This is a genomic window from Enterobacter vonholyi (assembly GCF_008364555.1).
GTDB classification, from domain to species: Bacteria; Pseudomonadota; Gammaproteobacteria; order Enterobacterales; family Enterobacteriaceae; genus Enterobacter; species Enterobacter vonholyi.
Genome location: NZ_VTUC01000006.1, coordinates 196,291 through 209,008 on the forward strand (window position 1 = coordinate 196,291; position 12,718 = coordinate 209,008).

Sequence of the window (12,718 nt, forward strand, 5' to 3'; positions counted from 1 at the left end):
TGTTCAGGCTAATTTTCGATGAAACTGACTATACAGCCAATGATGTGTGCCATCTATAGTGTCCGGCATGTTCAGGACAAGGAGGCATTATGCACAGCGATAATTTCAACATTTCCACCTATTTCAAGCGCATAAACTACACCGGACCGGCGGCTGCCGATACGGCCACCCTGCATGCGCTGATGCGTCATCAGCTCTTTTCCGTTCCCTTCGAAAATCTGGACGTGCAGGCGGGCAAAATTGTCTCTCTGGCGCCAGACGAGATTGCCGATAAGGTGTTAAAGAAAGGGCGCGGCGGCTACTGCTATGAGGTAAACGGGCTTTTTGCGATGGCGCTGGAGGCGTTAGGGATACCTTACCGCTTCGTGGCGGCGCGCCCGATGTTCTACCCCGCGCGGCGGCCGAAAACCCATATGGCGCTCATCGCCGAGGTGGAGAGCCGTCAGTGGCTTTGCGATCTCGGGTTCGGCAGCTACGGCATCCGCGCGCCAATGGCGCTGGACACGCTTGACGTGGAAATCACCCAGGATTTCGACACGTTTCGCCTGAGCCGCAGCGCGGAGGGAGTGTATTTGCTTGAGGCGAAGGTTGTGGGAGAGTGGGCCCGGCAGTACGGCTTTGATCTCACCCCTCAGGAATGGATTGACTTCGTTCCGGCCAACTACCTTAACTCCACGCACCCGGATGCCATCTTTGTGCAGAAGCGGGTGGTGGTCCAGCACAGCCCGGAGGGACGCCAGATTTTACTGGGCGATATGCTGAAAACCATTACGGCGAACGGCACTGAAACGCGGAAACTGGCGGAGGATGAAATCCGCCATGTCCTGAAAGACCGTTTTGCGCTAACCGCTGCGTAATCTGCCGGTGAACGGTAGGGCCTCAGCGCGGTCCGTCTTCTGCGGCTTTGCGCTGAGCTCCCCGCTGTAACAGCAGGCTAAACGACGCGGGTAACACGGTCAGCGTCACCAGCGTCGCAGCCAGCAGCCCGCCGATAATGGCATAGGCCATTGGGCCCCAGAAAACCTGGTGAGAGATCGGGATCATGCCCAGAATGGCGGCGCAGGCGGTCAGACAGATGGGTCTGGCCCGGTGCTCCGCCGCTGCCATAATTGCGGCATCATTTGCCATCCCCTGAGCCAGATTGCTGTCAACCTCGCTAATCAATATCACCGCGTTACGTACGATCATCCCCGCGAGGGCGATGACGCCCAGCAGCGCGACAAACCCCATCGGCGTGCCGCCGGGCAGCATAGCCAGCACGATCCCCGGTAAACCAAACGGGGCCATCAGGAGCGCCAGCAGCATCCGGGAGTATCGCCGCAGCTGGAGCATCAGCAGCAACAGCATGATGACCAGCGTCACCGGAAGAACGGTAAAGACGGAGCTGTTACCCTTATCCGATTCGGCGACCGCGCCGCCTTCTTCAATGCTGTAACCTGCGGGCAGGCTCGCGCGCAGTTTATCCACCGTCGGACGCAGCGCGGCGGATACCGCTTCAGCCTTCAGCCCCGGGGCAAGGTCGGTTTGCACCGTGATAAAGGGCACGCGCTGGCGGCGCCAGATGACCGGATCGTCCACGCCCCAGACCGGCGTCGCGACGGCGCTGAGCGGAATTTTTTTACCGTCATTCCCCTGAATCGTGAGCGAGGAGAGGGTGGCGGTGCTGTGGCGCGCGCTGTCCTCGGCCCGCAGCACCACGTCGACAAGGCGGTCATTATCCCTGACCGAGGTGATGACGCTGCCGGACCAGACGGTATTCAGCGTGCGGGCGAGGCTTTCGGACGATATTCCCGCCGCCCTGGCCGCCGTCTGATTCACCTTAAGGGTGATGACCCTTTCAGGCTCTCCGGCCGTCTGGTTAACGTCGCGTGAGAACGAAGACCGGCCAATCGCGTCCGTGAGACGGTTCGCAAACGCCCGGACCTGCAGATAATCCGGCCCGCTCACCCGGTATTTGATGGGCCAGCCGACGGGAGGCCCCAGCTCAAGGGGCGACACGCGCGTGATGATGTCGCTAAACTGCGTCGCCAGGATCGTGTTGAGCTGTGCGTGCAGACGATCCCGCGCCGCAAGATCCTTCGCGACCACAACCATCTGGGCGATATTTTCATTTTCCAGCAGCACGTCCATCGGCAGGTAAAAACGGATGGCGCCTGAGCCAACGTACGTCGAAAAGCGATCGATATTGCTGTTGTCGGCCAGCGCCTTTTCCAGCTTTTCCACCTCTCTGAGCGTTTCCGGCTGCGACGCGTTGGCCGGAAGCGTCAGGCTGACCAGCAGCTCGGGCCGGTCCGAGGCGGGGAAAAACTCGCCCTGCATAAACGTCGTGCCGTACGCTGACAGCCCCAGCGCGGAAAGGGCGAGCAGCACGGTAGCGACTCGGTGACGCAATGCCAGGCGTAAAAGCCGTCCGTACCCGCGCGCGATCCTTCCGGGTTCTGCCGCGTGATGTCTGACTGTTTCCGGCAGCAGCCACGTACCCGTTAGCGGCGAAAACAAGATCGCGACAATCCAGGAGCAGAGCAGGGCAATGAGCACCACCGCAAAGAGGGAAAAACAGTATTCACCGGCGCTGGAGGCCGCAAAACCAACGGGAATAAAACCGGCAATCATTACCAGAGTACCGGTGAGCATCGGGAAGGCCGTCGTTTTGAATGCGTGGGTGGCCGCGTGCCGACGGGAATCCCCCGCTTCCAGCCGGGAGACCATCGTTTCGACGGCGATCATGGCGTCATCCACCAGCAGGCCCAGGGCGATGATCAGCGCCCCGAGCGAGATACGCTGAAGGCCAATGCCTGCGAGCATCATGCCGGCAAACGTCATGGCGAGCACCAGCGGAATGGCCGTCGCCACCACCAGTCCGGCCCGTAAACCCAGCGAGACAAATGAAACCGCCAGCACGATAACAACGGCTTCGATAAGCACCCGGATAAACCCGCTTACCGCGTCACTCACCACCGCGGACTGATCGGCGACTTTCACCATCTCGATACCGTGCGGCAGCCCGGCGCTGAGGGTCGCCATTCTGGCATTCAGTGCAGCGCCGAAACGAAGCATGTTGCCTGTCGGCGCCATCGACACCGCCAGCCCGATAGCCGGCTTGCCGTTCACCCGGTAGGCCGGAGCCGGTGGCTCGGCGATTTCACGGGTGACGGTGGCAATATCGGTCAGCGGAATATAGCGATTGTTAACGTGCAGCGTGACGGCGCGTAAGCTCTCTTCGGTGGTGAGCGCTCCGCTGACCTTTATCGCCATGTTCTCCTGCCCGGTTCGCATAACGCCAGCCGGGACAACCGCGTTTTGCGCCCGGAGGGCGTCAGCAACTTCCTGAATATCGAGCCCCATACCGGCCAGGCGTGCCGGAGAAAAGGCGAGAACCCACTGCTCCTGCTGTTCGCCCAGCAGGGTGGTCTTACCCATATCCGGCAGGGACATGAGCTCGCGACGTATTGTCTCTACGCGATCCCGCACCTCCCGCAGGGTAAAACCGTCGGGAATAAAGGCATAAATAGTGCCGAACGTGTCGTCAAACTCGTCGTCCACGGCAGGCCCCTGCACCCCGTCAGGCAGGGACGGTGCGATGTCCTGCATTTTTTTGCGAACCTGATACCAGATATCGGGCACGCGTTGCGGGGGCGTATCGTCACGGAGGTTGACGTGGATAACGGTGCGTCCGGCACGGGTTTCACTTTCGAGATAATCCAGCCAGGGCGTTTCCTGCAGCTTTTTTTCAAGCGTATCGGTCAGCAGGCGGGTGGTATCCGCCACGGATGCTCCCGGCCACTGCGCGGAGACGACGGCCGTTTTAATAGTGAACGCCGGATCTTCATTACGCGGCAGCTTCTCATAGCAGAACACGCCCATCGCAATCACCAGCAGCATGAAAAAGCTGACCATCTGCTGGTTCTTAAGCGCCCAGGCGGAGAGGTTAAATTTGGCTTCCGCTCCGGTACTCATGGCTGAACCTCCCCTGGCACCACCGGCTCGCCGGATCGTAATGTGCTCACGCCCGCCGTAATCACCCTGTCGCCGGGCTCAAGGCCGGAGGCAATCATGACGGAGGTGGCCGTATAGCTCGCGGGCACCACCGCGCGCAGCTGCGCCCGCGACTGTGAAGCGATCACAAAAACGGCCGGTTTGTCGCCGACGCGGGTCAGCGCCGACGCGGGAAGCGCGTACCCGTGCGGGGCGGCGGAGGGCAACGTCACGGTGACGCTGGCACCAAGCGCCATGGCCTCCGGCGGGTTTTGCAGGGTCGCTCTGACGCGCCAGGTGCGGGTCTGAGGATCGGCCTGCGGGGTAATATCCCGCAGTACGGCAGAGGCCTGTACCGACGGGTCGCTGAGGAGGGAAACCCGCAATTCTGTCTTATCCAGAGGCGGAATCGCATCCGGAGTAGCAATATCAAACGCCACGTCGCGACCTTCTCCGGTCGCCAGCGTCAGCACGGACTGGCCGTCGCTGACAACCTGCCCCGCTGAGGCGCTCACGGCCGTGATGACGCCCGCTTGTGGCGCGATCAGGCGCGTCCAGCCGAGGCTTTCGCGAGCATTTCGCCACGCGGCCTCGCTGCTTTTTAAGCGCGCGCGGGCGACAAGCCAGTCAGCCCGGGCGCTGTCGAGCTGCGTGCGGGCGATAGCACCCGTTGGCATGAGCTTTTGCATTCGACTAACGTTAAGCGCGGCGACCTGGGCAGAGGCTTTGGCGCTTTCATAGTCGGCCGCGGCGCTGTCGAGCTGGTTTTTCCCGGTCGTATCGTCAAGCGTGGCCAGTAGCTGTCCGGCAGTGACCCGGTCGCCAATATCAACGCTGCGCGTCAGTACCCGGCCTCCGGTACGAAAGCTCAGGGTCGTTTCATCGTGGGCATGGATCTCACCGGTTCTTTCCAGCGCGGGAAGGGTTTGGGCGGTGCCAACGACGACGTAGCGTACCTTACGCACTGGGTCAGGTTTGTTTTCGTGTTTATCACCGCAGCCGGTCAGCGGAAAAATCGCCAGCGCAAGCAGGGCCAGGGGAAGAAAATGCAGCCAGGAAAGGGTGCGCGCCACGCCGTACAAATGATGCAGGCAGTGGCGGAGGGAGAGAAAAAATTCGTCTGACATAACGCCGCTCCATAAAGGGAATGGCGTTATTAAATGCGCGCTACGTCGAGAAAGATTCGACGTTCTGTCAAGGCTGTATCAAGAGTGGAAATTTTCATTACCGGACGGGTGCCAGGGCAATACGATGCGTACGGCGAGGCCGCCAGTTTCGGATAATGACGCGCTAATCTCACCCCCATGCGCCTCGCAAATTGCCCGGGCGATGGACAATCCGAGGCCGCTACCGCCGGAATGCCGCGCGCGGGACTGCTCCTCGCGGCTAAAGCGTTTAAACATTTCCGGTAAAAACTGGGGCGAAACGCCCGGCCCGTCATCGGTGAATTCGAGGATGTAACGCCCGCTGGCGTAACGCAGCGCCACATCAAGATGTCCGCCCTCGCGCCCGTAACGTAGCGCATTTTCCATGAGGATGGTAACAACCTGTCCCATACGGAACGCGTCGCCTCTGAAGGGACTGGTGCGCGGGTTACGCAGCGTTATCCGGAAATGATGCGCATCAGCCTGGGGCATGATCCAGGCAGCCCGCTCCTGAATCAGCTCATCCAGACAGAACGGCTGGTTCTCCAGCACAAGGTTACCTGCGTCGGCGAGCGAGAGAAGGTGGAGCTCATCGGTGAGTCGGTTGAGATGCTGAAGCTGTTTCATCACCATGCCCAGCTGTGCCGGGCTGGCATCAAACACGCCGTCTAACATGCCCTGCAGACGCCCGATGGCGGCCGTCAGGGGCGAGCGCAGCTCGTGCGCCATCGCGACGTGCGAGGCGCGGAGCTCTTTTTCATAGCGGGCGAGTTGCCCCGTCATGGAGTTAAAGTCGGTCGCAAAGCTGACCATTTCCGCTGGCGCATCCTTGATGAGCTCTGCCTGACGGCCAAACTGCCCGTCGGCGACATCCTTTGCCGCATCGCGAAGGCGGCTGAACTGCAGTGCCAGCGGTCGGGCGTGTTTGAGCCCCATCACCACGATAAACGGGATCATCACCAGCACCAGCAGGGCCACCGTAACCCAGTCCGCAGAGGCGATGGACGGTGTGGAATAGCTCAGGCCCCACCAGGTGTCCACAATCGAGTGGAAGCGGGCCGGATTGGCCTGCGGGTTCTGGCTGAGCGTAAGAAACTCCTGCCGGACCGCCGGTGGCATCCTGCCCATGATCCAGTAGTTCTGGACCGCATAGCGCAGCCACATGCAGGTGGCAATGACGATCACGCTGCCGATAGCCAGCGCCAGGATGCGCGCGCAAATCCAGCGCCACAGAGAGGAGTGCCGGTTTTTTATCATGGCTGTCTGAACCTGTAACCCACGCCGCGAACGTTGATCAGCACGCCGGAGATGCCCACCGCTTCGAGTTTTCTACGCAGGTTATAAATATGGGTGTCCACCACGCGCTCCAGCGCCTCGCTTTCCGGCAGACAGTGTTCCAGCAGGTACTGACGGGAAAAGGGGCGTGCGGGAGAGCGCAGCAGCGTTGCCAGAAGCGAGAATTCCGTTGGCGTAAGATCGAGCATCACGGGCGCGTCGTCGCCGTTGTCCACACTCGCCACAATGGCGGCGACATCCACCGCCAGCGTTTGCCAGCGAAGGATCTCGTCGTCTGTCTCTTTTTTACTGCTGCGCCGCAGCACCGCCTGCACCCGAGCCACTACTTCCCCCGGATGATAAGGCTTCACAACGTAATCATCGGCACCGTACCGCAGGGCGCCAATGCGATCGGGAGTATCCCCCATGGCCGTGACCATAATCACCGGCACATCGCTTTTACGACGCAGGCCAGCCAGCACTTCGGTGCCGTTAAGCCCCGGCAGCATCACGTCCAGCAGAATGAGGTCTGGCTTCCACCGCTGTGCCATATCCAGCCCGGAATGACCGTCCCCGGTAATGGTCACGTCGTAATTTTCCCGCCGTAAATAGGCTTCGAGCACGCCAGCCGCATCGGCGTCATCTTCAATAATCAGCACTCTTCTGGACAACATCCGTTCACCTTGACCATTTCTTAACACTATCCCGACGATTCATTGATTCAGCCAAATCATACTGCGCCAACATTGTGTGGCCGCCCTGTATCAGGAGACGCCAGCGTCTATATGGAGAGCAGTATGATAGCGATAAATAAAGTCCTGTATATGTCCGTCCCGCTTCTGATGGCCGTGGCTTCCGGCGCGCAGGCGGATGATGGCACCGCTTCCGATTCCCTAACCGTCGGGCTGGGAGGGCAATACGCCCCGCGTTACTCAGGCTCAGACAAGCAGGTGTGGCAGGTGGTTCCTGTGCTGCAGGGACGCAAAGGCGCTTTCTTCGTTGATGCGCAAAAAGGGGTGGGGTATGACCTGCAAAACGACAGCGGCTGGTATTTCGAACACACGCTGGGCTACGACTTCGGAAGGGCTGATAAAAATTCTGGCTGGCGTGAGGGCGCAAACAATCTGAAAGGGATGGGGGACATTGATGCCGCCCTGAATACCGGCCTTGCCGTGGGCTGGCAGGCCGCGCCATGGCTGAGTATGGAAGGCAAAGCGACGCTGCCGTTAACCGACAGCCAGGGGGCAAGCTATCAGGCCTCCGTTACGCTGATCCCGGTACAAAATAACCAGGACACGATCGCCTTGCAGTCTGCGGCCCTGTTTGGCGACAGCCGTTACCTGAATACCTGGTATGGGGTCAGCGAGCAGCAGAGCCGCCGCACCGGCTATCGCCGCTATGCTGCGCCGGGTGGATTTTACGGCGTCGACACCAGCCTGACCTGGAGCCATCAGTTCGATGCCCACTGGGGGACGGTCCTGAGCGCGGACTATACCTGGCTTGGCGACCATGCAAATGACAGCCCGATAGTGCTGCGGCGTAATGAGGGGTCTGCAACCGCCGCTATCACCTGGACATTCTAAATTCGTGGATCACGATGTGAGCGAGAGGGAGAGGATTACTTCTTCTTATCCATCATCGCCTTTAAATCGGCAAACGGGTTAAACGTGGCGACGCCCACGTCTTTTTGCGCGTCTTCCCCGGCGACCACGGTGGTGCCGTACCGATCCGCTTCGGTGTATTTCGAATGCTCGTGATCGTGGCAAAACAGGCACAACAGCTCCCAGTTGCTGCCATCTTCCGGGTTGTTGGTATGGTCGTGATCGATATGGTGAACCGTGAGTTCGCGAAGATTGGAATAGACAAACTCGCGCGAGCAGCGTCCACACACCCATGGATAGATTTTTAATGCTTTTTCGCGATAGCCGCTTTCCAGCCGCGCGTAGTTTTTGGGGATCAAAGCCATTGCCGATTTTACCTGCCATGAAAAGAGTGGGGAAGATTATATCCCATTATGGGGCGGAATGAAGAACCACGCTATTCTGTCAATTTATTTGATGCTTTCCGTTAAATAAACGGCATTTATTCTTATCGGGTAATGCGTAAAGTGGACAGAACGCAACGTATTATCAGGAAAAATGGTTATGAAAAAGATCGGATTTTTATCCTTTGGTCACTGGACGCCTTCGCCACAGTCGGGCACGCGCTCGGCGGCAGACACGCTGCTGCAGTCCATTGATTTAGCCGTGGCGGCTGAGGAGCTGGGGGCAGACGGCGCCTATTTCCGCGTGCACCACTTCGCCCGACAGCTTAGCTCGCCGTTCCCTCTGCTGGCCGCTATTGGCGCAAAAACGAAAACCATCGAAATCGGCACCGGCGTGATCGACATGCGTTACGAAAACCCGATGTACATGGCCGAGGATGCGGGCGCGGCGGATTTGATTTCCGGCGGTCGCCTGCAGCTCGGCATCAGCCGCGGCTCCCCGGAGCAGGTTATTGATGGCTGGCGTCATTTCGGCTATGTCCCGCAGGAAGGGGAAAACGAGTCGGACATGGCGCGCCGTCATACCGAGGTGCTGCTTGAGGTGCTGCGTGGGGAAGGGTTTGCCAAACCGAACCCGCAGCCAATGTTCCCGAATCCGCCGGGGCTGCTGCGCCTGGAGCCGTATTCTGAAGGGCTGCGCGAGCGTATCTGGTGGGGCGCAGGTTCCAATGCGACGGCCGTATGGGCCGCAAAGCTTGGAATGAATCTGCAAAGTTCAACCCTGAAGGACGATGAAACCGGTGAGCCGTTCCATATTCAGCAGGCAAAACAGATCCGCGCGTACCGTCAGGCCTGGAAAGAGGCAGGGCATACGCGCGAGCCGCGGGTGTCGGTCAGCCGCAGTATTTTTGCGCTGATGGACGACCGTGACCGGATGTATTTCGGTGCCAGCCGCAACGACAGCGATAGCGTGGGTTACCTTGATGAGAAAACGCGCGCCATCTTCGGGCGCAGCTATGCCGCGGAGCCGGACAAGCTGGTTGAACAGCTGAAAAAAGACGAGGCAATTGCCGAGGCGGACACGCTCTTACTGACCGTACCGAACCAGCTGGGTGTGGATTATAATGCGCACGTGATTGAGTCTATTCTCAAGCATGTCGCACCGGCAATGGGCTGGCGCGAGTAGTTCCGCTATCAGCCTTGAGATCGTAATGGAAAATCTGGCCCTCTGGTATCGCCGTTTTGGCGAGCCAGAAACCGCTCTGCAACCTGAAACCGCGCCCCCGGGCGCGCTTGCGCCGGGGCAGCTCCGCGTGCGGATGCTGTTCTCACCGGTAAATGCGTCCGATCTTATTCCCATCACCGGCGCCTATCGCCACCGAACCCCGTTACCGGCGATCGCGGGGTATGAAGGTGTTGGGGTTGTCATCGAGGCGCCCGCCTCGTTTGAGCATCTGGTGGGTCAGCGCGTCCTGCCGCTGCGCGGGCAGGGAACCTGGCAGCGCTATGTTGATTGCCCGGCAGAGTATGCGATACCCGTTCCGGACACCGTCGACGCACAGCTGGCCGCGCGGGCCTATATCAACCCGCTGGCGGCGCAGATGATGCTGACTCGCTACCCGCCGCGCGGAAAGCGGGTCTTGCTCACGGCTGCCGGATCGGATTGCGCCATTCTGCTGGGGCAGTGGGCGCGTCAGGCGGGGGCGGAAGCGGTGTACGGCATTCACCGTTCTGCCGTGCATGCTGAACGGCTGGAGGCGATGGGCATCACGCCTGTCGCGCAGCATGATGCAAACAGAATCGGCATCGTCGCCGCCCGTAGCGATATCGTCTACGATGCTACCGGCGGGCAGCTTGCGGAAGCGATCCTCAGCGTGATGCCCGAGCAGGGTATGTTTGTCTGCTACGGGCTGCTCTCCGGGCAAGCCTTCACACAGCGGCGGCCTGCGCCGCGCGTGGCGTGGTTCCATATCCGAAACGGTCTGGATGCGCTCGGCGTTGAGGCGTGGCGCGCGGAGTTCGAGCGCATCTGGCGGATGTTGCCCGACAGTGAGTACAGCGACGTTACGGTTTACCCGCTGGCGGATTGGCAGAGGGCGCTCAGCGCTTATCGTGAAGGTGGAAGGACCCGCAAGCCCCTCCTGTCGATGGAGGACTGAGCGCTATTTATGGCTCATATCGCTCAGCAGCACGGCGATACTTTGCCCGCCTGCCGTCTGTTCCAGACCAATCTTGACGATAATGGTTAGCGGGACGGAGAGCAGCATCCCAACGGGCCCGAGCAGCCAGCCCCAGAAAATCAGGGACAAAAAGACCACCAGCGTGGAGAGCCCCAGGCCACGACCCATCATGCGTGGCTCAAGAATGTTACCGAACACCAGATTGATGACCAGGTATCCGGCAAGCAGGATCAGCGCGTCATAAAGCCCGCTGAAAACCAGCACCTGGAGGATAGGGGGGATCGCCGCCAGCACGGAGCCAATGTTGGGAATGTAGTTGAGCGCAAACGCCAGCAACCCCCAGACAAACGCAAAGCGAACGTCCAGCGCCAGAAGCATCAACCAGACGACAACGCCCGTCACCAGGCTAATGGCGGTTTTCAGCACCAGATAGCGGGAAACGCTGTCCAGCGCGCGTTGAATCGCCCCCATTCCTTCGACCGGACGGACCATCATCTGCTGCAGCTTTGCTGGCAGCTGCGGCACCTCCAGCAGCATGAACACCACCGTTAAAAACAGCAGGAAAATGGAGGTCATGGCATTGGAAAGCTGCGCCAGCAGGCTGGTGACGATCGTCATCGCCGCGTTGGGGTCGATATATTTCAGCAGTTCTTCCACCGAGACTTCGATACCCGCCCGCTGCAGCCAGGGTTCTAGCTGCAGCAGGGGGATAGCCAGCGAAGAGCGGTATTTTGGCAGCGTTCGCGCCAGTTCATTGAGCGAGGTACCCAGATAAGCCACCAGCAGTACCATCGCCACAATAATGATGCTGATAAGCAGCGTGATAGCCAGCACGCGCGGAATGCGTAGCCGCGTCATGCGCTGCACCAGCGGGTTGAGGATCACCGCAATAAACAGGGCCAGAATAAAGGGCACAATAATGTCGGCGGCGAAGCGCACGCCTGTCAATATGATCACCAGCATGCCCAGCATGATGACAATTTTTAACCCGTTCAGGGTAATGATGGGTTTAGCCATGGTGACTCCGAAATTTTCTTTATATTTATAATAAAGGTGAAAGGCTTTGCAATAAACTAACCAAAATCAAACGGAGTGGGTAAAGAATTGCAAAGACTTTGAGTAAAATCCTGGCTTATGGTACAAATTCGGTGTGTTTAACTACCGAGGACAATTTTCATCCGCAAAGACGAGAAGCAACAACGCGGATAATTGTAATTTTATGGACAATATGTTCAGGACGTACTCTTCAAACAATACTGCTGTATACTCCACTTCTTTCTGCCTGCTTTCTGGTGAGCAACACTGGCGCACCGCACTATAGTCATTTCTTCTGCCTGAGCTGGCGCTAAGCGCTTAGCTGTCTGATTTCAATTCGTATTTTTGGGTTTGCTGCACGCAGCGGGCCACGATGGATTATATTCTCAAGCAGGAGAAAAACATGTTTTACTGGATTTTATTAGCGCTGGCTATTATCGCTGAAATTACCGGCACGCTGTCTATGAAGTGGGCAAGCGTCAGCGATGGCAACACCGGTTTTATTTTGATGCTGGTGATGATTTCACTGTCTTATATTTTCCTCTCGTTTGCAGTGAAAAAAATTGCGCTGGGCGTCGCGTATGCCCTGTGGGAGGGGATCGGTATTTTGTTGATTACGCTGTTCAGCGTGCTGATATTTGACGAAACATTAACAACAATGAAGGTCGCCGGTTTAACGACGCTGGTCGCGGGTATTGTGCTGATTAAGTCCGGTACCCGTAAACCTGGCAAACAGCAGAAGGAGCAGAACCATGCAACAGTTTGAGTGGGTTCATGCTGCCTGGCTGGGGTTCGCCATCGTGCTTGAGATCCTGGCGAACGTTCTGCTGAAATTCTCCGATGGTTTTCGTCGTAAATTCTACGGCCTGATGTCGATTGCGGCGGTTCTGGGGGCGTTCAGCGCGCTGTCCCAGGCGGTAAAAGGTATCGATCTTTCGGTCGCCTATGCGTTGTGGGGCGGTTTTGGTATCGCCGCCACGCTGGCTGCAGGCTGGGTGCTCTTCGGCCAGCGCTTAAATAACAAGGGTTGGATGGGGCTCATCCTGCTGCTTGCCGGCATGATCATGATAAAACTCGCCTGACAGTCCTCAATCCATGATTTACAGGCAGCGAAATTCGCTGCC

At 58.8% G+C, this 12,718-nt stretch carries 13 protein-coding genes; 7 read left to right on the plus strand and 6 right to left on the minus strand.

Annotation, left to right across the window (positions count from 1 at the left end):
- The first annotated feature begins 89 nt into the window (after nucleotides 1-89).
- Nucleotides 90-857, plus strand: a complete 768-nt coding sequence (locus tag F0319_RS09690; RefSeq protein ID WP_149366778.1) for an arylamine N-acetyltransferase family protein — start codon at nucleotides 90-92, stop codon at nucleotides 855-857.
- Nucleotides 858-879: 22 nt separating this feature from the next.
- Here F0319_RS09690 and F0319_RS09695 read toward each other — a convergent pair whose 3' ends face one another.
- The 4 genes from F0319_RS09695 to F0319_RS09710 all read right to left on the minus strand — a co-directional run bounded on the left by F0319_RS09695 (nucleotide 880) and on the right by F0319_RS09710 (nucleotide 7,069).
- Complete coding sequence (locus F0319_RS09695) at nucleotides 880-3,957, minus strand: efflux RND transporter permease subunit (protein ID WP_149366779.1); 3,078 nt, start codon at nucleotides 3,955-3,957, stop codon at nucleotides 880-882.
- The gene (locus F0319_RS09700; protein ID WP_149366780.1) at nucleotides 3,954-5,102 is read right to left on the minus strand and encodes an efflux RND transporter periplasmic adaptor subunit; all 1,149 of its coding nucleotides are present in this window, start codon (nucleotides 5,100-5,102) and stop codon (nucleotides 3,954-3,956) included. The genes F0319_RS09695 and F0319_RS09700 overlap by 4 nt, the downstream gene beginning before the upstream one ends.
- Before the next feature lie 78 nt (nucleotides 5,103-5,180).
- Nucleotides 5,181-6,377: a sensor histidine kinase gene (locus tag F0319_RS09705; RefSeq protein WP_149366781.1), complete on the minus strand. Its 1,197-nt coding sequence runs from the start codon at nucleotides 6,375-6,377 to the stop codon at nucleotides 5,181-5,183.
- Nucleotides 6,374-7,069, minus strand: a complete 696-nt coding sequence (locus F0319_RS09710) for a response regulator (RefSeq protein WP_149366782.1) — start codon at nucleotides 7,067-7,069, stop codon at nucleotides 6,374-6,376. The genes F0319_RS09705 and F0319_RS09710 overlap by 4 nt, the downstream gene beginning before the upstream one ends.
- Before the next feature lie 123 nt (nucleotides 7,070-7,192).
- Here F0319_RS09710 and F0319_RS09715 point away from each other — a divergent pair, with 123 nt between their 5' ends.
- Nucleotides 7,193-7,978, plus strand: a complete 786-nt coding sequence (locus tag F0319_RS09715) for a MipA/OmpV family protein (protein WP_149366783.1) — start codon at nucleotides 7,193-7,195, stop codon at nucleotides 7,976-7,978.
- A 35-nt stretch (nucleotides 7,979-8,013) separates the two neighbouring features.
- Here the strand turns inward: F0319_RS09715 and yajD are convergent, their stop codons facing one another.
- Entirely contained in the window at nucleotides 8,014-8,361 is a 348-nt protein-coding gene (yajD, locus tag F0319_RS09720) for an HNH nuclease YajD (RefSeq protein ID WP_023617218.1), read from the minus strand.
- A 178-nt stretch (nucleotides 8,362-8,539) separates the two neighbouring features.
- Here yajD and F0319_RS09725 point away from each other — a divergent pair, with 178 nt between their 5' ends.
- Both F0319_RS09725 and F0319_RS09730 read left to right on the plus strand, forming a co-directional pair.
- The gene (locus tag F0319_RS09725; protein ID WP_032651088.1) at nucleotides 8,540-9,565 is read left to right on the plus strand and encodes an LLM class flavin-dependent oxidoreductase; all 1,026 of its coding nucleotides are present in this window, start codon (nucleotides 8,540-8,542) and stop codon (nucleotides 9,563-9,565) included.
- A gap of 25 nt (nucleotides 9,566-9,590) precedes the next feature.
- A complete protein-coding gene (locus tag F0319_RS09730) occupies nucleotides 9,591-10,538 on the plus strand; it encodes a zinc-dependent alcohol dehydrogenase family protein (RefSeq protein WP_149366784.1) in 948 nt (315 codons plus the stop codon).
- Nucleotides 10,539-10,541: 3 nt separating this feature from the next.
- On the opposite strand, the gene F0319_RS09735 is transcribed toward F0319_RS09730, so the two are convergent.
- Entirely contained in the window at nucleotides 10,542-11,576 is a 1,035-nt protein-coding gene (locus tag F0319_RS09735; protein ID WP_111965717.1) for an AI-2E family transporter, read from the minus strand.
- A 133-nt stretch (nucleotides 11,577-11,709) separates the two neighbouring features.
- Between F0319_RS09735 and F0319_RS22530 the strand changes: the two genes are divergently transcribed.
- The 3 genes from F0319_RS22530 to mdtI all read left to right on the plus strand — a co-directional run bounded on the left by F0319_RS22530 (nucleotide 11,710) and on the right by mdtI (nucleotide 12,676).
- Nucleotides 11,710-11,880 (plus strand): protein YdgV, encoded by a 171-nt coding sequence (locus F0319_RS22530; protein WP_085930315.1) that lies wholly within the window; start codon nucleotides 11,710-11,712, stop codon nucleotides 11,878-11,880.
- A 117-nt stretch (nucleotides 11,881-11,997) separates the two neighbouring features.
- Nucleotides 11,998-12,360: a multidrug/spermidine efflux SMR transporter subunit MdtJ gene (mdtJ, locus tag F0319_RS09740; RefSeq protein ID WP_029739354.1), complete on the plus strand. Its 363-nt coding sequence runs from the start codon at nucleotides 11,998-12,000 to the stop codon at nucleotides 12,358-12,360.
- Nucleotides 12,347-12,676 carry a multidrug/spermidine efflux SMR transporter subunit MdtI gene (gene mdtI / locus F0319_RS09745; protein ID WP_045910373.1) on the plus strand — a complete coding sequence of 110 codons (330 nt, stop codon included), beginning with the start codon at nucleotides 12,347-12,349 and terminating at the stop codon, nucleotides 12,674-12,676. The genes mdtJ and mdtI overlap by 14 nt, the downstream gene beginning before the upstream one ends.
- The last annotated feature ends 42 nt before the right edge of the window (nucleotides 12,677-12,718 follow it).